Here is a 22,401-nt window from a genome sequence, read left to right as displayed (position 1 = left end):
CTATTTTTCGAAGATTTATTTTTATAAAAAGCTTATTACCTAAAAGCGTAAACCAGTTTTATTATTTACTATTTAAAAAAAAATTACATGATTAAAAAAATTTATTATTCGTTAGCGAACATACTAATGAATCGCATTTTAAAATCTAAAGTATTATTTCTAAGAAATTTTTATTGGAATTTAAATGCAAAAAACATTGATAGAAATTGGGGTGATAAAAAAAATGATTTTAGTGTAATAGAGGGGGTTATAAAAAATATATCTCCAAAAAGAATATTGGATATTGGTTGTGGCAGCGGGAGGTGTTTTCCACTATATAAGTCATTAAATATCGAAAAAGTTTTTGCTCAAGATGTTTCTAAAAATGCAATAAAGCTTTGCAAAGAAAAACATCCGGATCTTGAATGTAGTTTTATTTTGATGGATATTGAAAAGTTAAAATTCGAAGAGAATTATTTCGATTTAATCCTTTCCACCAGAGTTTTAGCCGCAATTTTACCCGATAATATCGACAGAGTAATTAGAAAAATTACAGAGATATCGCTACATGTTTATATAAACGAAATGTCTGATTCTGATTTTATGGGAGAATCATTATACTGGTTTAAACATGATTATGATACTTTATTTGAAAAGTATAATTTTAAAATAGCAGATACTGGAATAATTTCCGTTCTTGAAGAAGGTGACAAGCAATTTAACCAAACTTGGAAATTATATAAAAAACAACTTTAAAACGGAGATTTCAAAACTGCTTTGTATTAGTCTTTTTTTCGAATGATTTATAATCAGTTTCTGGCAAAAGAAATCCAATACGTTATAGAAACAATATTGCAATTTGGAATAAATAATGAACGAAAATTCTAGAATATCAAATTCTTTAAAAAACATTTCCTTTGGATTAATGGCACAACTCATCCAGATGATCCTTGGATTTATTTGCAGAACAATTTTTATCAAATACTTAGCCGTTGAATATTTAGGGGTAAACGGACTTTTTACGAATGTTTTATCTTTACTATCGCTTGCTGAATTAGGAATCGGCAGTGCGATGTTGTATGCCTTATACCAACCTATTGCTGATAAAGACCATCGTAAAATGGCAGCCTTAGTTCGGTTATATGGTAAGATTTATATGGTAATTGCGGGAGTGATTGCCATAGGGGGTTTGCTTTTCGTGCCATTTTTAGACAATATAGTTATAAATCCGCCTCAAAAAATAGCGGAAGATTTAACGGTGATTTATCTGCTGTTTCTTTTCAATACTGTTTCAACCTATTTTTTTTATTTTAAATTAAGTCTTTTTCAGGCCGATCAGCGAAGCCATATTATTTCCAAATCGAATACTGTTGTTTTTATTCTTCAAAACACGGTTCAGATTGCGGTCTTACTTTATTATCAGAATTTTATCCTATACTTGGCAATACAATCTGTTTTTCAGTTATGCGGTAATCTGGTAATTTCGTTTCTAGTCAATAAATATTACCCTTTTTTAAATAAATATAAAGATGAAAAGGTAGATGCGGCAACTAAAAAGCAAATCATTTCTAATATAAAATCTACCGCTTTAATTAAAATAGGAGGATTGCTGGTAAATAACACGGATAATTTAATTTTAAATTATTTTTCAGGTTTGGTCATGGTAGGTTTATTGTCTAATTATAATCTTCTGATCGGTTTGGTATCCGGTTTAATCATGCAGGTCTTTGCAGGATTAACAGCGAGTATTGCAAATGTTAATTTAAAAGAAAGCCATGAAAAAAAAATAGAAACCTTCAATATGGTCAACTTTGCTAATTTTTGGGTGTTCGGTTTAGCCTCAGTTTTTATGATTGTATTGCTAAATGATTTTATTCAACTTTGGATTGGAGCAAAATTTATCCTGCCGCTTTCCGTCATTTTGGCTCTAGTTTTTAACTTCTATATATATGGAATGCAAAATGCGGTTTGGACTTTTAAAGCCACATTAGGGTATTTTAAGCAAGGCCAGTATTTAATAATACTAACAGCAATAATCAATTTGGTTTTATCCTTTGTATTGGGTTCCTACTTGGGTTTATTAGGGATATTAATTGCCACTGCCATAGCGCGATTGGCTACTAATGCATGGTACGACCCTTATATAATTCATATTTTGGCCTTACAAATAAATCCTATCACGTATGTCAAAAAGTACATAAAATATTTGCTTTTATTACTGGTTTCTCTGCTGTTGATTTTTGGCATATCCTATTTTTTGAATTTTTCATTGCTAATTAATATGATTCTAAAAGGATTTTTATGTTTGATAATACCCAATATCATTATTTATTTATTCTTTAAAAAAGACTTAGAATTTCAGGCATTGTTTAAATTCGCATCAGGCCTTTTTTTAAAACTGGCCGGAAAAAAATAAAACTATAATGAAATTACTATACATTACTAACGGTATTATGGGTGCAGGTGGTCTCGAACGGGTTTTGTCCATCAAGACAAATTATTTGGTAGATCACTACAATTATGAAGTACATATAGTGAGTTTGAGTGAGAATATGGAAAAACCTTTCTATGATTTTAATTCTAAAGTTAAATTTCACAGTATAGCAGTAGGAGGCAATCCATTTGAATATTTGAAAAGATACACAAAAGGTATAAAACGAATTGTCAACATTATAAAACCAAATGTAATTTCCGTTTGTGATGATGGGCTAAAAGGTTTCTTTTTGCCCACCTTTTTAGCGAAACCATGTCCAATAATATATGAGCGACATGCGTCAATAAATTTAAATTTTAATAAAGAACATACCGGATATATATCGAAATTAAAAAAGTATATTTTGCACCATTTGATGCAAAGGCAAGCAGAAAGTTTTGACGCTTTTGTAGTACTGACAAAGGGGAATTTAAAAGAATGGAGTTCGGGTAATGTAAAAGTGATTCCAAATCCCATTTCGTTTTATCCTAAAGAGTCTGCAACTCTTACAGCAAAAAAGGTAATTGCAGTAGGAGGCCACAGTTATAACAAAGGGTATGATCTGCTGTTGCAGGCTTGGAAAAAAATAACTGCGGTTTACCCGGATTGGCAATTGGAAATTTACGGCAAGAGCGATGCTCCAGGTACTTTTGTGCAATTGGCAGAAGAACTCCGCCTTTTAGATTCGGTATCGTTTTTCGAACCTGTGCAAAATATTGAAGAAAAATATTTGAATGCCTCCATTATGGTTTTGCCATCCCGATCCGAAGGATTTGGAATGGTTCTGATAGAAGCCATGGCATGCGGCGTTCCCTGTGTGTCATTTGACTGTCCGCATGGGCCTTCGGATATTATTACGGATCAGGCCGATGGAATATTGGTGGCCAACGGAGATGTCATGGGCTTGGCAAATGCAATAACCCATTTAATTGAAAATGAAAATTTGCGTAAAACTATGGGAGCCAAAGCAAAAGTAAACGTATTACGTTATTTACCTGAAAACATTATAAAGCAGTGGGATGATTTATTTAAATCTTTGCAACGATGAAAATTCTATACGTTACAGATCAATTATACCAGCATGGCGGAATTGAGAAAATATTAGCCCAAAAAATAAACCATTGGTTAACAGATTATAATTATGAAGTGGTGTTGTGTACTTCTGAGCAACGGAATAATGAGTTTGTATATCCTGTAAATGCGAAACTGAAACATATTGATTTGGGAATTAATTATGCCCGAAATCAAAGTTATTTCCATCCCAAAAACCTCATAAAAAGTTTCTTTCATTTTAAGGCTTTGAAAAAACACATTAAAAGCGAACAGCCTGATTTCATTATATCCGTCAACTTTACGCCCGAACAGTATTTTTTACCTTATATCGAGAAGCAAATTCCGAAAATAAAAGAATTCCATTCCTCTGGTGTGACACTCAAAAAGCCGGAGGGTATAATGGAGAAACTCAAGTTTCAACTTTTTTTGTTGCTTGGCCGCTATAAGGCACAAGTAGTGCTTAGTGCCGACGAGAAAAAGTATTACCCTTTCCAGCATTTATATGTTATTCCCAATTTTATAGAGCTTCACAACGTAGCAAAATCTTTGCCGGGGGAAAAAACAATTATCGCAGCCGGAAGAATTGCATCGGTAAAACAATTCGACCACTTGATTAAAGCCTGGAGTCAGATTGCAACCGATTTTCCGGACTGGGAAGTAAAAATTTTTGGTGATGGTGACGATAAACTTTTAACACAATTAAAACAATTGATACTGGAGTTGGAAGTGCCGAATATTCATTTAGCGGGGCCTTCAGCATACTTGGAAAAAGAAATGCAAAAAGCTTCTATTTATGCTATGACTTCTGCTACAGAATGTTTTCCGATGGTTTTACTTGAGGCACAAGTTTGTGGATTGCCAATTATTTCTTATGATTGCCCAAATGGCCCTCGAAATATAATTACCCATAATCAGGATGGATGGCTCACGTCTCACAATGAAATAGGTATATTTGCACAAAGATTAGCAGAACTCATAAAAAATGAAAGTAAGAGAAAAGATATGGGAATAGCGGCAAAGTTCAATGTAATCCGTTTTACTAGTGAGAAGGTAATGGAGCAATGGAATCAGTTGCTGATAAACATACAAACCAAGTAATATGTTTGATTGGATCCCTTCAGAGAACTATACTCTAATATACTATAATATGTTGTTTATGGTGGTATTATTAACAGTCCTGCATACACAATTACTTGGGATAGATGAGCGTAAAAATAAATCATATCTTCAGTTTACAGGAAAAATTATATTGCTTTTTGTAATACTGTATATGGGTTTGAGGCCGGTAAGTGGTTTCTATTTTGGGGATATGGGTACTTATAATATGTATTTTGAAAGCTATCAGGAAGGTAACCCGATCATAGCCAAAGATGATGTTGCATTTCATCTATTCATGAAAGCGTGTTCGTATGTAATGACAGCGGGTACATTTTTTCTTCTTTGCGCCGCTATATATGTCTTACCGTTGTGGTATTTGTCCAAAAAATGGTTTGCAGACTATTGGTTTTATGCCTTTCTGTTGCTGGTAGGTTCTTTTTCCTTTTGGGCATATGGAACCAACGGAATAAGAAACGGGATGGCAACTTCACTGTTTATCATAGCATTAGTGTTTACCGAACGAAAGGCGGTAATGATCTTTTTTTTATTATTGGCATGTGCTGTGCACAAATCCATACTACTGCCAACTGTAGCATATGGATTAACCTTGGTCCAAAATAATCCCAAAAAGTATTTTTATGTCTGGTTGGCAGCCATACCACTTTCATTAGCTTTGGGTGGTTTTTGGGAAAACTTTTTTGCGGGTTTGGGCTTTGGAGATGATCGAATGAGTTATTTAACCGAAGGAAATATAAATGAGGATGATTTTAGCAGTACAGGCTTCCGCTGGGATTTCTTGATTTATAGTGCTACAGGTGTATTTGCGGGTTATTATTTTGTGATAAAAAAAGGTTTTAAAGATAAGTTATACCACCATTTATTAAATATTTATTTAATTGTCAATGCTTTTTGGATTTTAGTCATCCGGGCTAATTTCTCCAACCGCTTTGCATACCTGTCCTGGTTTATGTTGGCCCTTGTAATTATTTACCCTTTCCTGAAACAACGTTTTTTCCTCAAACAACATCAGGTTATTGGTTATGTGTTGATTGCTTATTTTACTTTTACTTATCTTATGAATGTAATTCTGGCCTAATATGAAAACACTGACTGTATTTACGCCAACTTATAACAGAGCCTACTGTCTGAATCAAGTATATGAAAGTTTGCTCCGTCAGACTAGTACGAATTTTATATGGTTGATTATTGATGATGGTTCGACTGATAATACCCGTGAGTTAGTTCAGTCCTGGATCAATGAGTCTAAAATAGAAATCCAATATTGTTATAAAGAAAATGGCGGAATGCATACGGGTCACAACAAAGCGTATGAATTGATAAAAACGGAATTTAATGTCTGTATTGATTCAGACGACTTTATGCCTGACAATGCTGTAGAAACTATTGTAAAAGAAACACAGGATTTATCCCAGGAATATGCCGGAATCATTGGTTTGGATGCTGATAAAAACGGAAATATTATTGGGACTAAAATTCCATCCCAGCTGACCCATTGTAAACTGAATGAATTGTATACCAAATATGGCGTCCAGGGAGATAAAAAGTTAGTCTACAGAACGGATGTGGTTAAAAAATATCCTGCATATCCAGAATTTCGGGGTGAAAAATTCGTGCCTCTGGATTACAAATGCCTTCTGATCGATCAGGCTTATGATTTGAAACCGGTAAATGAAGTGTTCTGCATTGTAGAATACCAACCTGATGGTTCCACTTTGAATATTTTTCGGCAGTATCGCAAAAATCCGCGCGGCTTTGCTTTTTCAAGACTTAGCCGAATACAATACGGCAATACATTTAAAGAACAATTCAAAAATGCGATACATTTAGTTTCATCTGCTTTATTTGTTAAAGACTTTTCATTGCTAAAACAAACCCAAAAACCGGAAGTGGTACTTTTAGCTTTACCTGCGGGGTTATTGTTGAACTTATACGTCCGTTTTAAAACCAGAAAATAACTCGAGCAACGTGAAAATACTGCAAGTAATCAATAGTTTAGCCACTGGGGGAGCCGAAAAACTTCTTTTAGAAACTCTTCCGATTTACAATGAAAGAGGCATTCATATGGATCTTTTGGTATTAAATGGCAGTAATGTTCCATTTATGGCCGAATTAAAAGCACTTGATTGCTGTACTATTTATTCTTTAGGAACGGATTCAGTATACAATCCGCTGAATATTTTTAAAATAATTCCCTATTTAAAGCAATACGATCTGATTCACGTGCATTTGTTTCCGGCACAATACTGGGTTGCACTCGCTAAAATAATCTCATTTTCAAAAGTTAAATTGATTTTTACCGAGCACAGCACATCGAACAGAAGAATTGAAAATAATGTTTTAGTGCGTTTAATTGACAAGTTTTTTTATCGGAGATATGACAAAATTATCTGTATCACTCCCGAAGTATTGGCAGTACAGGTCAATCATACCCAAATGCCTCCTCAAAAATTTGAAGTGATAGCAAATGGGGTTAACATCAGTAAAGTAAGAAACGCCGAGGCATTGCCGAAGATATTTTTTTTACCGGAAAACGATGCCAAAATAGTAATACAGGTTTCCTCTTTCCAGGAGCCTAAAGACCAGGCCACGTTGATTTATGCTTTAGCTTTGCTTCCAGATAATGTGAAATTGATTTTGATTGGCGACGGAATTATGAAAAAGGATGCTGAAACACTGGTGGCGAAGTTAGGTTTGGAAAAAAGAGTAGTGTTTTTGGGATTGAGAATGGATGTGCCACAGTTGTTAAAAATGGCAGATATAGTAGTGCTTTCATCCAAATATGAAGGGTTATCATTATCCAGCATCGAAGGAATGGCGTCCGGGAAACCCTTTATAGCATCAAATGTTCCCGGGCTGAAGGAAATAGTAAATGGGGCCGGTATACTTTTTCCGGCAGGAAATGCAAAACAACTTGCGGAGGAAATTTCACTTCTGCTTGCAAACCCCAACCATTATCATTCTGTTGCAGAGGCTTGTCAGCAACGAGCTTCTGAATATGACATTCATAAAATGATAGAACAACATATAAAATTATATAATTCATTTACATAAAAAATGAAAGATAAACCATTATTTCTTCCCGGATTAAACGGATTACGGGCAATTGCTTCCTTAGCTGTTGTGTTTTCGCATACTACTTTAGCCTTAGGTACTTTTAATCTAAACGCTTACATATTAGGTGAAGGGAGAGACGGAAGTCCCCAAGGTTACAGATTAGCTGAATATGGAGTAACGATATTTTTTGTTTTAAGTGGATTTTTAATCACCTATTTGTTACAAATAGAAAAAGAAAAACACCAAATAGACATAAAGAAATTTTATATCAGGAGAATCCTCAGAATATGGCCTCTTTATTATTTATATTTGTTTGCAGTGCTGCTAACGTTGTATTTTTTTAAAGACGAATTAGTTTCCTTTTATAGTTTGATTTTCTATCTGTTTTTTACGGCAAATATTCCTTTCATTTTTCAGTTTGCAATCCCTTTTTTAGATCACTTTTGGTCAATCGGTGTTGAAGAACAATTTTATTCTTTCTGGCCGTGGCTAATAAAGAAAGTTCAAAAAAATATAACACTGATTATTTTGATTTTTATTATTCTCCAAAATCTACTAAGGCTCGTTTTATGGTATCTGTATCCTTTCTCTAACAGTGCTGTGTTTTCTGTTGTGAATAGATTTGATTGTATGATGATTGGAGGGTTAGGAGCAATTCTGTATCTTAACAAGAATAAGCTTTTCCTAAAAATATTTGATAATAAGTATGCTCAGTTTATCGCATTGTCAATTTTAGGGCTATTGATAATTAATAAATACCATTTGAATGCTATTGTGGATACATTTATAATATCTATTGTGACCTTAACGATAATTGTTGGTCAGATCAATGTAAAAAATAGATTGTTGAATTTGAACAGTTCCTTTTTTGACTTCTTTGGGAAAATTTCTTATGGGGTGTATGTTTACCATCCATTGATAATTTTTTATTGTGGGATGCTTTTGAAAAATAGTACCATCATATCACCATTAAAATATGCATTGGTCTACAGTAGTGTTTTTGTTTCTACAATTCTTATTGCCTACTTTTCTTATAATTATTTTGAAAAGCCATTTATAAAAATAAAATCGAAGTTTGCTGTTATAAAAAGTGCTTCTTCAAAGTTCAGTTATAATGAATAAAAAAAAAATCATTCGGACCTCCACTATCGCTATGTCTCTGAATTTTTTACTCAAAGGCCAATTGGCATTTTTGAAACAAAATTATGAAGTGATAGCGGTTTCGGGTGCCGATCATCATTTGGATGAGGTCGCTTTGCGCGAAGGAGTCCGCACGGTAAATCTTCAGATGCAGCGCGCGATTAGTCCGGTAAAGGATATCATTTCCTTGTGGAAATTGTATCGGTTATTTAAAAAAGAGAAGCCATTTATTGTTCATTCCATCACGCCAAAAGCCGGATTACTCAGTATGACCGCGGCTTATTTTGCCGGCGTTCCGGTCCGAATGCACACTTTTACCGGTTTGATTTTTCCGTCAAAAACCGGAATGCTTCAAAAAATACTAATCAGAATGGATAAATTATTATGTCATTTTGCTACCAATGTTTACCCGGAAGGCGAAGGCGTAAAGCACGATTTAGTACGGTATAAAATCACTGCTAAACCATTGAACGTATTGGCCAACGGCAATGTAAACGGTATTGACAGCAATTATTTTGACCCTAATTTATATAGTGCGGAAGTCAATACAATGTTAAAACACGGGTTAGGGATAAATACCGGGGATTTTGTCTTTATTTTTGTTGGCCGTTTGGTCAGTGACAAAGGAATGAATGAACTTGTGACTGCATTTAAAAAATTGAATGCAAACCATGATGATGTAAAGTTACTATTGGTCGGACCGTTCGAAAATGATTTGGATCCTTTGGATGCGGATACCTTACAGGAAATAAAACAACATAAAAATATTATATCGGTAGGTTTTCAGAATGATATACGTCCGTATTTGGCTATTGCCGATGTTCTGGTGTTTCCGAGTTACCGCGAGGGGTTTCCCAATGTAGTCCTTCAGGCCGGAGCGATGGGCTTGCCTGCTATAGTAACGGATATCAATGGTTGCAATGAAATTGTTATCGATAATCTAAATGGAATTATCATACCGGCCAAAGATTCAAAGGCGGTGCAGGATGCGATGCAAAAATTATTGCAAGACACTGACCTCAGAAATCATCTGCAACAGCAATCCCGTAATCTGATAATTTCGCGTTATGAACAAAAGTTGGTATGGGAAGCTTTATTGCTGGAATATCGTAAATTTGACGCTTAAATTTTAACGGATGTACCAACACTATATAAAAAGAATTTTCGATTTCTGCTCCAGTTTACTGGGGTTACTGGTATTGAGCCCAATTTTTATAATGGTCACCATCTGTCTTTTTGTTGCTAATCAGGGATATCCTTTTTTCTTTCAATCGCGTCCCGGTAAAAACGGGAATATTTTTAGGATTGTGAAATTCAAAACGATGAACGATAAAAAAGATTCGCAAGGTAATCTGTTATCTGACAAAGAACGCTTAACAAAAGTGGGGACTTTCGTCCGAAAAACTTCTCTCGATGAACTTCCCCAGTTATGGAATGTTTTAATGGGCAGTATGAGTTTAATAGGACCTCGGCCATTACTGGTACATTACCTGCATCTGTATTCCGGTTTTCAAAACCGAAGGCACGAAGTTAAACCAGGTATTACCGGCTGGGCTCAAGTCAATGGGCGTAACGCCATAAGCTGGGATAAAAAATTTGAATTGGATGTTTGGTATGTAGATCATATTTCATTTGCTTTGGATATGAAAATTTTATGGAAGACCGTTCAAAAAGTAATTAAAAGAGAAGGAATTAATGCGGCCGATGCTGCTACAATAGAGCCATTTAATGGAAAATAAAATTTATCTATACGGTGCCAGCGGGCACTGCAAAGTAATTATCGATATTTTACAGTCGAACAATCAGCAAATTGAGGCTATTTTGGATGATAATCCCAGAGAAAATTCCATCTTCAATATACCCATTGTGCACACAATGGACTGCAAGGATTTTTTAGATAAAAGTATGATTATCTCTATCGGCGATAATCTCATCCGGAAAAAAATTGTAAAAAAAGTAAATACGACCTTTCTATCTGCCATTCATCCTTCGGCCATTGTTTCCCCATATTCAGAAATAGGGGAGGGAACGGTTGTGATGGCGGGCGTAATAATCAATGCGGCAACAACAATTGGAGCACATTGTATTATTAATTCGGGAGCTGTCATTGAACATGACTGCGAGATTCATGATTTCGTCCATATTTCTCCCAATGTTGCTATGGCAGGCGATATAATTGTTGAAAAGGGAACCCATATCGGAATCGGGGCTTCTGTCATTCAGGGAATTAAAATTGGGAAATGGGCTGTCATAGGTGCAGGAACAGTAGTAATTGAAGATGTTCCGGATTACGCTGTTGTTGTAGGCAATCCAGGGAAAATAATAAAATACAAAGAAAACAAATCAAATGAATAATTCGAAAATCTGGCTGTCTTCACCTCATATGGGTGGAAAAGAACTACTTTATGTACAAGAAGCATTTGATACGAACTGGATTGCACCTTTAGGACCAAATGTCAACGGTTTTGAACTCGATTTAGAAAAATACCTGGACCACGAAATCCACGTGGGCGCTTTGAGTTCCGGTACCGCCGCCATACATCTGGCACTAGTTTTACTTGGTGTCAAAGAAAACGATGAGGTTATTTGCCAAAGCATGACCTTTTCGGCTTCGGCCAACCCGATTTTATATCAGGGGGCAATACCGGTTTTTATTGATAGTGAAAGCGAAACCTGGAACATGTGTCCAAAAGCGCTGGAAGACGCTATCATTGACAGACTAGCAAAAGGGAAGAAACCTAAAGCTATCATCGCGGTCCATTTATATGGAATGCCTTTTGATGTCGACGCCATTCAATTCGTAGCTAATAAATATCAGATTCCTGTAATTGAAGATAGTGCCGAAGCATTAGGAAGTACTTTTAAAGGACGTAAGTGTGGAACTTTTGGGGATTTTGGAATCCTTTCGTTCAACGGAAATAAAATTATTACCACATCAGGAGGTGGTGCCCTGGTGACTAAAACCAAAGAATTAAAAGAAAAAGGGGTGTTTTTTGCCACACAATCCAGAGACAATGCGCCTCATTACCAGCATAGTGAGATAGGGTACAATTATCGAATGAGCAATATTTGCGCTGGAATTGGCCGGGGTCAAATGGAAGTGCTGGATAAACATGTAGCGCTGCGGGGAGCGATGAATCAGTTTTATAAAGATTATTTTGCGGCTATCGAGGGCGTTACCGTATTCACCGAGCCGAACTCTGATTATAAGTCCAATCATTGGTTATCGGCCATTGTAATGCAGCCTGAAAAATTGAATGGTAGAACAAGAGAAGATTTGCGACTTGCGTTGGAGCAGCAAAATATAGAAAGCCGTCCCTTATGGAAGCCGATGCATTTACAACCTATCTTTGAAAAATATCCATATTATGGAAAGCATGTCGCAGAGAGTCTGTTTGAAGACGGGCTCTGTCTTCCATCCGGGTCCAATATTACAGATATTGAGAGAGAGCGTATTAAACAAACATTTGACTTGTTTTTTAATAAGTAAATAGACTCAAATTTGATAAATTTTGTTATAAAGAGTGCTATTTTTTGATAAAATTGTGATTTTGGATTGCATTTGTATAAATTTGTTCAATAAAACTTGGTGTCATTGAATTCGAAGCTAATAGAAAATATAAAAAGAGTGCTTAACCAAAATCTTTCCAGAACTATTTTGGAGAAAAGTTTAAGTAAAATAAATTATCTTCCGCGATGGATTATATTTTGTATTGATGTTGTGATAGTTATCTGCTCCAACATCATTACCTATCTGTTGATTTCTAATCTGACAATGTCTTTTTACGACACACTGGATGTGCCGGTACGCTATGGTATTGTGGTATTGGCTAACATGATTTTCTTTTTGGTCTATAGGACCTACTCTGGAATCATCAGACATTCCACTTTTATAGATGGTATAAAATTGCTGTTCTCGACCACTTCTGCCTTTGTTTCCTTAGTCGTTTTTAACTACAGTGCATATTTCCTAATAGGAAAAAAGATATATCTTGTCCCGGGACTGGTGGTCAATTATCTGATTTCGTTCTCGCTGTTATTCTTATTTAGGATTTTTGTCAAGAAAATGTTTGAGTTTTATACCGCGGAAAAGAGTAAGGGAGGATTAATCAGAGCGGTGATTTACGGTTCGGATGCCAATGCTATTTCTGTAGCAAACGCTTTACAAGCAGAAATTCCCACGCGATTTAAATTGGTAGGTTTCCTAAATAGAAGCGGTCAGAATTCCGCCAAAACAATACTCGATTTGCCTATTCTGAATCAGAAAAAGAAAATTCCTGTTCTGTTGCGTGCTATGAATGTTGAGGCTTTGATTTTAGCCGACAGAAGTCTAACCATAGCCGATAAAATGGCAATAGTTGATGAATGTCTTGAATATAATTTTAAAGTTTTTACTCTTCCCGCGGTTACCGACTGGGAAGATCCGAATGAAATTTCAAAAAAGGTTAAGAATATTCAAATTCAGGATTTACTGGAGCGTAATCCGATTGTTTTGGATAACAAAAGTATCTCAACGCAGATTAAATCAAAAACGATTCTAATTACCGGAGCAGCAGGATCTATCGGAAGTGAAATTGTCTGGCAGGTAAAATCATTTAATCCTGAAAAAATCATACTGCTTGACCAGGCCGAAACACCGCTCCATCATTTGAGTCTGGAACTCAGTAAGACTGACATTACCGCTAAAATATGCTCGATTATTGCAGACATTAGGAATTATGGCGTTATGGAAGAAATTTTTAAACAGCATCAGCCCCATATCGTTTATCATGCCGCGGCCTATAAGCATGTGCCTTTAATGGAGGAGAATCCCGCCCAGGCCGTTTTTACGAATGTACTTGGAACCAAAAATCTGGCCGATTTAGCAAAAAAATATAATGTTGATAAATTTGTGATGGTTTCCACAGACAAAGCCGTGAATCCCAGTAACGTTATGGGAGCCAGCAAAAGAATAGCTGAAAAATATGTGCAATCACTATTTTATAATTTTCAAAATAATGACCGTAAAACGACCAAGTTTATCACAACACGTTTTGGCAACGTATTGGGATCAAATGGTTCAGTGGTGCCATTGTTTACGCAACAAATTGCAAGTGGAGGACCAATTACCATTACGCATCCCGAAATTATCCGATATTTTATGACCATTCCTGAAGCTTGTCAATTGGTATTGGAAGCAGGGGCGATGGGTAATGGAGGCGAAATCTATATTTTTGATATGGGTAAACCTGTAAAAATAATTGATCTGGCTAAAAAAATGATTCGATTGGCCGGACTTATCCCTGATAAAGACATTTCTATTAAAATCGTAGGATTGCGTCCTGGCGAAAAATTATATGAGGAATTATTGAATGATTCTTCAAAGGCACTGCCTACGTATCATGAAAAGATAATGATTGCAGAAGTAATCAGTGATCATTTTGTAGAATTGGAGATAGAAATAAATGAATTGATTTCAATAGCAAAATCCTTTCAAAACCAAAAGATAGTTACCAAGATGAAAGAAATTGTGCCTGAATTTATCAGTATGAACTCCACTTTTGAAATTCTGGACAAATAGTCGAAGATTGGCTACAAAATTGGAATGTTCAAAAAACGATAGATTAAAATTATATCTTTGCATCTTAAATTACATACATGACAGTCAAATTCGAATCTAAAATCATTATACTCTTTCTTTTAATAGGCACCTTGTTTTCCTGTACTTCAAAAAAAAATCTTATTTATTTGCAATCTGATGGACAGCAAATTGCAGCTTCAGTGGCCAATTTTGAACCCGTATTGCAATCGGATGATGTAGTTATGATCGTGGTTTCTGCCGAAAATCCTGAAATTGCAGCGCCTTATAACATGATTCAAAGTAATTCAGGAACTTTAGGAGGACAAGACCAGTTGCAGTCTTATTTAATTGATAAAGAAGGAAATGTTGATTTTCCGATGTTGGGAAAAATAAAATTAGCTGGTTTGACCCGATTGAATGCCATTCAAAAAATGAAGACGCTTTTAGAGAATCATATTAAGGAACCTATTGTAAATCTAAGGATTCTTAATTTTAAAATATCAGTTTTAGGCGAAGTCGGCAGACCTGGAATCTACCCTATCCAAAGTGAGCGAATCACATTTCTGGAAGCATTAAGTCTCTCTGGAGATTTGAGCATATATGGGAAAAGAAAAAATATTATGATTATTCGGGAAAAGGACGGTGTTAAGACAATAGATAAAGTAGATATAACTAAAAGTGACTTCATAAATTCTCCTTATTATTACCTCGCACAAAATGATGTTATATACGTTGAGCCCAATAAAACTAAAATAAACTCTTCCGTTTTTGGTCCCAATATAGGAATTGCATTTTCGCTGGTCTCATTGCTTATTACTGTGATTACTTTAACTACTAGATAATTTCCATGCAATACAATCAACCCTTTTTATCAGACATAGAGGAGAATAAATTTAGTTTTAGAGAACAGATAGAACGTTATTTAATGCAATGGAAATGGTTCGCTTTAGGCGTTTTCATTATGCTGTCGCTAGCTTATTTTTATTTGCGATATTTAGTTCCTCAATACAAGGCAGCGATAACAATTTCAATCAAAGACGAAAAAAAAGGTGGCATTTCTGAACTTGCGGCATTTTCCGACCTCGGTATGCTTTCCAATAATAAAAGCAATGTAGATAATGAAATCGAAATCCTCAAATCGAGGACATTAATACAAGCGGCTGTGAAAGAGTTGGGATTGAATATAAATTATTTAAATATAGGAAGAGTTAATTCTGCAGAAATATATAAAAATGTTCCAATAGAAATTGTATTTTCAAAAGTATCCGATGACTTTTATAAGAGAAGCCATTTGTACCGCGTGGAAAGTACATCTGATTCAAAATTTAACTTATATGCTGATGGTGGTAGTAAAATTGGAAATTTTAGTTTTGGACAAGTAGTAAATCACAGAAATGAAACATTTGTAATTTTTAAAAAACAAGACCAAAAATTAAATTGGGGCAACTTTACAATCAATATTGTAATAAATCCGGTAGAAAATACGGCGGATAGCTTTAAAGGCAGATTGTCTGTAATGGCATTGAGTAAAACTACCAGCATTGTCGAACTTTCGCTTATTGACCCCGTTCCGGAAAAGGCGGAAGATTTTTTGAATTCACTGATTTCAAATTATAATCAGGATGCTATAGCAGATAAAAATTTTATTTCAGAAAACACTTCAAAGTTTATTGAACAGCGTTTGGAGTTGATTACAAGAGAATTGGATGGTGTAGAAAAAGAAGCCGAAACTTTCAAGAAAACGAATCGTATTACTGATATTACTTCAGATGCCGGGTTGTTCATGCAAAATGCCAGTGATTTTGAAAAAAAGGAAATTGAGATTGAAACCCAATTAAAAGTGGTAAAATCAATGAGGGAATTTGTGTCTAAAAGCAATATTTCGGATTTGATTCCCGCTAATATTTTAACATCCGACACAGAGGCTGCGGGATTGATAGACCAATACAATCAATTGGTTTTGGAACGAAATCGTTTATTAAAAAATGCAGGGCCTGACAATGTAGTAGTACAGAACATCATTAGTAAAATTGGAGCATTAAAAACCAGCATAAATTCCAGTTTAATACAGCAAAGAACGGCTTTAGAAATTAGTAGAAATGATTTGTCAAGACAAAATGCACTTGTAAACGGAAAAATTTCTAAGATACCCACACTCGAAAGAGAATCTCGTGCGTTAGGACGTCAGCAACAGATTAAAGAAACTTTGTACCTGTATCTGTTACAGAAAAGAGAAGAGACAGCGATTTCACTGGCGGTTACGGAGCCAAATGCTAAAGTAATTGATTCCGCATTGGCAATGAAGTCTCCTATATCTCCCCAGAAAAATATTATTTATTTAGGAGCATTGGTATTGGGGTTATTAATTCCTTTTGGGATTATTTATCTGATTGATCTGCTCGATACAAAAATTAAAAGCCGTTTTGATATTGAAAGTAAATTTGCTGTTCCCTTTTTGGGCGACGTTCCCACTTCCGAGACTCATAATGAAATAATCACCGCTTCTTCCCGGACCGGGGCCGCTGAGGCACTCCGGATTATCCGGACCAATCTCGAATTTATGCTGAATCAGGTACCTGATGGAATAGCGAAAACTATATTTGTTACTTCTACTTTACCTAAAGAAGGAAAAACATTTATTGCTGTAAACCTGGCAGGTACGATAGCCCTTTCGGGAAAAAAAGTGCTGTTGTTAGGAATGGATATCCGAAATCCAAAACTTAATGACTATTTGGACCTTCCTAATAAAGGAATTACCAACTATCTGGCTGCCAAAGAGGGGAGTTGTAAGGACTACATTGCCAAACAAAATGGCTTTGAAGATTTCCACGTATTTCCTGCCGGAATTATTCCTCCGAACCCTGCCGAGCTATTAATGAACAAAAAAGTAGATGAGCTTTTTACCGAATTAAAAAAAGAATACGATTATATAGTAGTAGATACCGCGCCGGTGAGTCTGGTGACTGATACATTAATTATCGCAAAACATGCGGATACATTTGTATATGTTGTCCGTGCGAATTATTTAGACAAGAGGATGCTGCATATTCCGGATCGATTGTATAAAGAAAGTAAATTGCCTAATATGGCACTATTGCTAAATGACACTGATACAAACAAAGGCTATGGCTATGGCTATGGCTATGGCTATGGGTATGGTGTCGAAATTGAAAAAGCACCTTGGTATAAAAGAATATTTAAATAAAAAAGAGGCTGATGCCTCTTTTTTATTTAAATATGGAATTGTTTCCCATAACTTCAATCAGTGATTTCGATTCTTTAATAATGACTTTTTTAGCGAAAGCTTCTACATGCTTTTTATGATGAATATCCGAACCTGCAAAATCAATCATCCCTTTTTGGAGGAGTTTTTGTGCTGTCTCTGCGACTCCTTTTCCATAGTAACCTACTGTAGACAGCAAATTCAATTGAAAGAGACAGCCTGTTTTTTTTAATTTCTCGTACTGTCTAAAATCATTATGATAAAAGGTATATCGTTCCGGGTGGGCTAATACAGGGATATATCCTTCCACTTGAAGTTGAAATAGGATCTCGTGCAATTGCATGGGCGGATTTAAATAGGACATTTCAACCAATACGTAATTGTCTTTTAAGGTCAATAATGGTTCAGACTGAAAATGTACTATCAGATCATTATCAATAAGATATTCCGAGGCTGCCGCCAAATTCAATTTCGTAGTTAAATCCGGCAAGGCGTCTCGTAGATCATCTAAGCGTGAGACTATGCCTTCTCTGGTATTCTCCCAGACGTGTTTCATCGTGTGGGGAGTAGTAATGCATTTGGCGAACCGCAAGCCGATCATTGCCTGAAGCAAAAACTCGCTTTCAGTGCTATTTTGGGCGCCATCGTCGATCCCAAACAAAACATGGGAGTGAATGTCAACATAACCCTCAGGAATCAGGTCGGCCAGTATAGGTTTACTTTTGAATAAAGAAATCACGTTATTTTATTTGGTACGCAAATATACTTACTTTACCTCAGCCAGTGTTCCCTTTGATAATCAAATTTGGTGCATCAGCAATTAATCAATTGAACAAATCAGTACCTTTACCAAATGGAATTCTCATCAAAACTTTTGGAAAAAGCGGTTAACGAGATGGCGCAGCTACCGGGAATAGGAAAACGGACGGCCTTGCGTTTGGTGTTGCATTTATTAAAACAACCCAAAGAACAAACGGGATTCTTATCACAGGCATTGGTTAATATGCGGGAAGATATAAAGTTTTGTGAACAATGTCACAACATCTCTGATGTGGCAGTTTGTGAAATTTGTTCTAACCCTAATAGAAATCATCAGATTATATGTGTTGTTGAAGATATACGCGATGTAATGGCAATTGAAAATACCGGTCAGTATCGGGGCATTTATCATGTGTTAGGCGGAAAAATATCACCCATTGATGGCGTGGGTCCAAGTCAGCTAAAAATTACCTCTTTGGTGGATAAAATAAAAGCGGGGCTGGTGCAGGAACTTATTTTTGCACTGAGTTCAACAATGGAAGGCGATACAACTAATTTTTATATCTACAAACAAATTAAAGACTCCGGTATTATCACCTCCACAATTGCACGGGGAATCTCAGTTGGAGATGAGTTGGAATATGCGGACGAAGTCACTTTAGGGCGAAGTATTTTACAACGCGTGCCCTTCGAAAATTCCTTCAAAAACAATTAATATGGTTATTATTTTAACTTCATTTTTATAATTATAAAGGAAAAACTATATTTGTTTGCTAATAAATAAATAATGAATAGAATAACGATATATTTTCTGCTGCTGGTTGGCTTTTCTTTTACTTCCTGCATTCCCACTAAGGACTTAATCTATCTTCAAAACAAGGACGATTCTACTGGAGATCAGTCGATTAATCAGGTGATGTCTAAGCCCTACCGGATGCAAACCAATGATATCATAATAATCACCATCAATGCGACGGATCCAAAATTAGTTGCTATGTTTAATACGGGAGCAAATGGTCAAACAGAATCGGGGGCATATTTTGAAGGATATAGTGTCGATGATCATGGGAACATTAGGCTGCCGGTATTAGGGGAACTAAACGTTTTAGGATTTACTGCAGATGAAATACGGACTAAAGTTGAAGCCCTGTTACTTTCAGATTATTTTAATAAAGAGGCCAATATTTTTGTCAATGTAAAGTTAGCCGGATTTCGATATACTATTAATGGCGAGGTATCGTCTCCTGGTTCCAAAATACTGTACCGCGATAAAGTCAATATTATGGAAGCCATTGCGAACTCTGGGGATATAGCCATCACGGGAAATAGAAAAGAAATAGTAATCATCAGACAATTTCCTCAGGGTACAGAAATGCATACTATCGATCTGACAGATGTGAATGTGATGAAATCGCCCTATTATAACTTGCAGCCCAATGATTTTATCTATATTAAACCCCTTAAACAAAAAACCTGGGGTACAGGAACTACCGGAATACAGTCTTTTACGACTATTGTATCAGGTTTGACCCTGATTATTTCAACCTATTTAGTTTTTAAAAGCTTATAATTACCAAACAATATGCTTGACACAAAAGATTTTTCGTTTTTCGAAAACCAGAGTAACTTTGACTTTAAAGGATTTCTAATCAAAATTTTAAGCTATTGGAAGTGGTTTATTGTAAGTTTGATTATAGCCTATTCCATTGCATACCAGGTAAATATCAGAAAAGAAAAAATTTACGGCGTTGAAAGTGTAATTAATATTAAAGAGGTAAATAATCCTTTTTTTACCGCAAATACGAGTTTGGTTTTTAACTGGGGGGGAACTTCCGATAAAGTGCAAGCGGTTATTACCATACTAAAAAGCCGTTCGCATAACGAATTGGTTGTGGCAAGATTACAGTTTTATATCGACTATCTTAAACAGGGTGAGTACAATTTGCAGGATGCTTATGGCGAAGCCCCGTTTTTGGTCAACATTGATCAGAGTAAAGGACAGCTTTTGGGGATGCCTATTCGTATCAAATTCCTGAATCAGACCCAATATGAGATCAGAATTCCTTTTGAAACAGATCAGGTTTCCGTAGTCAACTATTCAACTAATCTTAATAGTCAGGCGCGTGTAGCCCAGGAAGAATTTGTAAAGAGGTACAAAATTGGGGAACATGTTTCACTGCCTTTTTTAAATTGGACGCTGGAATTGGGTGATAATGCAGCAGATTATGTGGGTAAAGAATATTTTGTGCGTTTCGGTGATTTCAATGGGGTGGTGTCCAACTATAAAAACATCGATATTCAGACAGATGATAAAGGTGGGTCCATACTAAAACTGGGCATGCAGGGGCATAATAAAGCCCGTATGGTTGATTATCTCAACACTACGGTTGAAGTATTACGTAAAAATGAGTTAGACAGTAAAAACCAATTTGCCAAAAATACTATTGCCTTTATTGACAGCACGCTGATTGCAATGGAGCAACAAATAAAAACTACCGAAGGAGAACTAAAAGACTTCAGAAGAGATAAAAATATTTTTCAATTAGAAAGTGGTGGAGGCGAAGTTTCGATGAGATTGTCCGGATTTGACGTCGAACGGGATGCCATTAACAGAAAACTAGCCTATTATAACAGGTTGAAATCATATCTTTTGAACAGCACCGATTATTCAAAGCTTCCGGCCCCTGCCGTTGCGGGAATTGATGATCCCAACATTATAGGCGGTGTTTCCAAGTTGATTGCCTTGTCCATAGAGCGTTCCGAGATGGCCTACACGGTCAAGAACGATAAGATTTTCAATAATTTTGACAACCAAATGGAAGCTGTTAAAAGCGTTCTGCTCGAAAATATTACTTCTGCAAAAGCAGCTATCCAATATGATTTGTCCGCGATAAACCGGAATATCGGCGAAGCGGAATCGGACATGAAAAATCTGCCTGAAGATCAGCAGGAGTTGGTTAAAATCAAAAGAAAGTACGACTTAAGTGATAATATATATAATACTTTTCTTCAAAAAAGAAGCGAAGCCAATATTGTAAAGGCGGCGAATGTTTCCGATATCCAGTTTATTGATCCTGCGAAAGATGTTGGGGGAGGTTTATTAGGACCGAAGACGAGTGTAAATTATGTACTGGCATCCTTTTTAGGGTTGTTAATTCCGTTGTTACTTGCTTTTACCCTGACAATAATGGAAACCAGTATTGTGAATATGGACGATATTGAGAAATTAACAAAAATTCCGGTGATAGGGGTTACGGGAAAAAACCCGAGTAAAACCAATCTGGCTGTTTTCGAAAAACCCAAATCCGCATTAGCAGAATCATTCCGTTCCATCCGGTCCTCATTACAATTCTTATACAAAAAACAGAAGGTCATCGGAGCAAAAACATTAATGATTACCTCTTCTATTAGTGGGGAAGGAAAATCATTTTGTTCCACTAATATTGCTACTGTATTTGCGTTGAGCGGGAAAAAGACCGTAATTGTCGTACTGGATTTAAGAAAACCAAAAATTTTCCAGGATTTTAATTTGCCCAACACGTTTGGAGTGGTGAATTACCTGATTGGCCAGAAAACAATTGATGAAGTGATCCAAAAGACGCATGTCCCTCATTTGGATGTCATCACTGCCGGACCAATCCCACCCAATCCTTCCGAATTGATTTTGGGCGACAGTATGAAAGAATTATTAGATGATCTTAAAACGAGATATGACTACATAATTTTGGATACGCCGCCGGTAGGTTTGGTATCTGATGCTTTGGAATTAGCTCAATATTGCGATGTAACTCTTTATATCGTGAGACAGAATATAACCAAGAAACGTATGCTGAATATTATCAACGACAAACATCGTAAAAAAGAATTAACCAATGTTAGTATTATTCTGAATGGATTTGAAAACAAAGCCAAGTACGGTTATGGTTACGGTAACTATTCATATGGTTACTATGAAGACGAACCCAAAAATATTATAGATAAATTACAAAGATTCTTTAAGAAATCGTGACCGACTAAAGGCTAATGCCGCTTTTGTCAAAA

The 22,401-nt window shown here is 35.8% G+C and carries 19 protein-coding genes; 18 read left to right on the top strand and 1 reads right to left on the bottom strand.

All coding sequences use genetic code 11. The features are described from left to right. Positions 1–87: 87 nt before the first annotated feature. The 15 genes from FNW07_RS05925 to FNW07_RS05855 all read left to right on the top strand — a co-directional run bounded on the left by FNW07_RS05925 (position 88) and on the right by FNW07_RS05855 (position 17,583). Positions 88–735 (top strand): class I SAM-dependent methyltransferase, encoded by a 648-nt coding sequence (locus FNW07_RS05925; protein WP_126743913.1) that lies wholly within the window; start codon positions 88–90, stop codon positions 733–735. Between the two features lie 115 nt (positions 736–850). After that, entirely contained in the window at positions 851–2,395 is a 1,545-nt protein-coding gene (locus tag FNW07_RS05920; RefSeq protein WP_126743912.1) for a lipopolysaccharide biosynthesis protein, read from the top strand. A 7-nt stretch (positions 2,396–2,402) separates the two neighbouring features. Further along, positions 2,403–3,500, top strand: a complete 1,098-nt coding sequence (locus FNW07_RS05915; RefSeq protein WP_126743911.1) for a glycosyltransferase family 4 protein — start codon at positions 2,403–2,405, stop codon at positions 3,498–3,500. After that, a complete protein-coding gene (locus tag FNW07_RS05910; RefSeq protein WP_126743910.1) occupies positions 3,497–4,603 on the top strand; it encodes a glycosyltransferase family 4 protein in 1,107 nt (368 codons plus the stop codon). Before FNW07_RS05915 ends, FNW07_RS05910 begins: the two co-directional genes overlap by 4 nt. Positions 4,604–4,661: 58 nt before the next feature. Next, a complete protein-coding gene (locus tag FNW07_RS05905; protein ID WP_255512731.1) occupies positions 4,662–5,699 on the top strand; it encodes an EpsG family protein in 1,038 nt (345 codons plus the stop codon). Position 5,700: 1 nt separating this feature from the next. Beyond that, positions 5,701–6,579: a glycosyltransferase family A protein gene (locus FNW07_RS05900; RefSeq protein ID WP_126743908.1), complete on the top strand. Its 879-nt coding sequence runs from the start codon at positions 5,701–5,703 to the stop codon at positions 6,577–6,579. Positions 6,580–6,589: 10 nt separating this feature from the next. Next, on the top strand, positions 6,590–7,675 hold the full coding sequence (locus tag FNW07_RS05895) for a glycosyltransferase (RefSeq protein ID WP_126743907.1): 1,086 nt from the start codon (positions 6,590–6,592) through the stop codon (positions 7,673–7,675). 3 nt (positions 7,676–7,678) lie between these two features. After that, entirely contained in the window at positions 7,679–8,800 is a 1,122-nt protein-coding gene (locus FNW07_RS05890) for an acyltransferase (protein WP_126743906.1), read from the top strand. Beyond that, positions 8,793–9,944 carry a glycosyltransferase family 4 protein gene (locus FNW07_RS05885; RefSeq protein ID WP_126743905.1) on the top strand — a complete coding sequence of 384 codons (1,152 nt, stop codon included), beginning with the start codon at positions 8,793–8,795 and terminating at the stop codon, positions 9,942–9,944. Before FNW07_RS05890 ends, FNW07_RS05885 begins: the two co-directional genes overlap by 8 nt. Positions 9,945–9,954: 10 nt before the next feature. Then, positions 9,955–10,557 (top strand): sugar transferase, encoded by a 603-nt coding sequence (locus FNW07_RS05880; protein WP_126743904.1) that lies wholly within the window; start codon positions 9,955–9,957, stop codon positions 10,555–10,557. Continuing rightward, a complete protein-coding gene (locus FNW07_RS05875; protein WP_185964622.1) occupies positions 10,547–11,173 on the top strand; it encodes an acetyltransferase in 627 nt (208 codons plus the stop codon). Before FNW07_RS05880 ends, FNW07_RS05875 begins: the two co-directional genes overlap by 11 nt. Beyond that, on the top strand, positions 11,166–12,308 hold the full coding sequence (locus tag FNW07_RS05870) for a DegT/DnrJ/EryC1/StrS aminotransferase family protein (RefSeq protein ID WP_126743903.1): 1,143 nt from the start codon (positions 11,166–11,168) through the stop codon (positions 12,306–12,308). Before FNW07_RS05875 ends, FNW07_RS05870 begins: the two co-directional genes overlap by 8 nt. Before the next feature lie 105 nt (positions 12,309–12,413). Next, positions 12,414–14,378 carry a polysaccharide biosynthesis protein gene (locus tag FNW07_RS05865; RefSeq protein ID WP_370511491.1) on the top strand — a complete coding sequence of 655 codons (1,965 nt, stop codon included), beginning with the start codon at positions 12,414–12,416 and terminating at the stop codon, positions 14,376–14,378. 77 nt (positions 14,379–14,455) lie between these two features. Continuing rightward, a complete protein-coding gene (locus tag FNW07_RS05860; protein ID WP_126743902.1) occupies positions 14,456–15,220 on the top strand; it encodes a polysaccharide biosynthesis/export family protein in 765 nt (254 codons plus the stop codon). A 5-nt stretch (positions 15,221–15,225) separates the two neighbouring features. Continuing rightward, positions 15,226–17,583, top strand: coding sequence for a polysaccharide biosynthesis tyrosine autokinase (locus tag FNW07_RS05855; RefSeq protein WP_126743901.1), 2,358 nt, complete (start codon positions 15,226–15,228; stop codon positions 17,581–17,583). A 22-nt stretch (positions 17,584–17,605) separates the two neighbouring features. On the opposite strand, the gene FNW07_RS05850 is transcribed toward FNW07_RS05855, so the two are convergent. After that, complete coding sequence (locus FNW07_RS05850) at positions 17,606–18,340, bottom strand: tyrosine-protein phosphatase (protein WP_126743900.1); 735 nt, start codon at positions 18,338–18,340, stop codon at positions 17,606–17,608. A gap of 114 nt (positions 18,341–18,454) precedes the next feature. Here FNW07_RS05850 and recR point away from each other — a divergent pair, with 114 nt between their 5' ends. The 3 genes from recR to FNW07_RS05835 all read left to right on the top strand — a co-directional run bounded on the left by recR (position 18,455) and on the right by FNW07_RS05835 (position 22,369). Then, positions 18,455–19,075: a recombination mediator RecR gene (recR, locus tag FNW07_RS05845; RefSeq protein ID WP_126743899.1), complete on the top strand. Its 621-nt coding sequence runs from the start codon at positions 18,455–18,457 to the stop codon at positions 19,073–19,075. Between the two features lie 72 nt (positions 19,076–19,147). Further along, complete coding sequence (locus tag FNW07_RS05840; RefSeq protein ID WP_126743898.1) at positions 19,148–19,930, top strand: polysaccharide biosynthesis/export family protein; 783 nt, start codon at positions 19,148–19,150, stop codon at positions 19,928–19,930. A gap of 12 nt (positions 19,931–19,942) precedes the next feature. Further along, positions 19,943–22,369, top strand: coding sequence for a polysaccharide biosynthesis tyrosine autokinase (locus FNW07_RS05835; RefSeq protein ID WP_126743897.1), 2,427 nt, complete (start codon positions 19,943–19,945; stop codon positions 22,367–22,369). Positions 22,370–22,401: the final 32 nt, after the last annotated feature.

It is taken from the genome of Flavobacterium sp. GT3R68, from assembly GCF_007109225.1.
GTDB lineage: Bacteria > Bacteroidota > Bacteroidia > Flavobacteriales > Flavobacteriaceae > Flavobacterium.
The sequence above is the reverse complement of the archived record's forward strand: the minus strand, read 5'-3'. Positions and strand labels throughout refer to the sequence as shown.

Coding starts and splice junctions, on each gene's coding strand:
- FNW07_RS05900 (WP_126743908.1), top strand. CDS start 5,701: ATGAAAACACTGACTGTATTTACGCCAACTTATAACAGAGCCTACTGT.
- FNW07_RS05885 (WP_126743905.1), top strand. CDS start 8,793: ATGAATAAAAAAAAAATCATTCGGACCTCCACTATCGCTATGTCTCTG.
- FNW07_RS05870 (WP_126743903.1), top strand. CDS start 11,166: ATGAATAATTCGAAAATCTGGCTGTCTTCACCTCATATGGGTGGAAAA.
- FNW07_RS05840 (WP_126743898.1), top strand. CDS start 19,148: ATGAATAGAATAACGATATATTTTCTGCTGCTGGTTGGCTTTTCTTTT.
- FNW07_RS05905 (WP_255512731.1), top strand. CDS start 4,662: ATGGTGGTATTATTAACAGTCCTGCATACACAATTACTTGGGATAGAT.
- FNW07_RS05835 (WP_126743897.1), top strand. CDS start 19,943: ATGCTTGACACAAAAGATTTTTCGTTTTTCGAAAACCAGAGTAACTTT.
- FNW07_RS05915 (WP_126743911.1), top strand. CDS start 2,403: ATGAAATTACTATACATTACTAACGGTATTATGGGTGCAGGTGGTCTC.
- FNW07_RS05925 (WP_126743913.1), top strand. CDS start 88: ATGATTAAAAAAATTTATTATTCGTTAGCGAACATACTAATGAATCGC.
- FNW07_RS05920 (WP_126743912.1), top strand. CDS start 851: ATGAACGAAAATTCTAGAATATCAAATTCTTTAAAAAACATTTCCTTT.
- FNW07_RS05875 (WP_185964622.1), top strand. CDS start 10,547: ATGGAAAATAAAATTTATCTATACGGTGCCAGCGGGCACTGCAAAGTA.
- FNW07_RS05860 (WP_126743902.1), top strand. CDS start 14,456: ATGACAGTCAAATTCGAATCTAAAATCATTATACTCTTTCTTTTAATA.
- FNW07_RS05855 (WP_126743901.1), top strand. CDS start 15,226: ATGCAATACAATCAACCCTTTTTATCAGACATAGAGGAGAATAAATTT.
- FNW07_RS05910 (WP_126743910.1), top strand. CDS start 3,497: ATGAAAATTCTATACGTTACAGATCAATTATACCAGCATGGCGGAATT.
- recR (WP_126743899.1), top strand. CDS start 18,455: ATGGAATTCTCATCAAAACTTTTGGAAAAAGCGGTTAACGAGATGGCG.
- FNW07_RS05890 (WP_126743906.1), top strand. CDS start 7,679: ATGAAAGATAAACCATTATTTCTTCCCGGATTAAACGGATTACGGGCA.
- FNW07_RS05880 (WP_126743904.1), top strand. CDS start 9,955: ATGTACCAACACTATATAAAAAGAATTTTCGATTTCTGCTCCAGTTTA.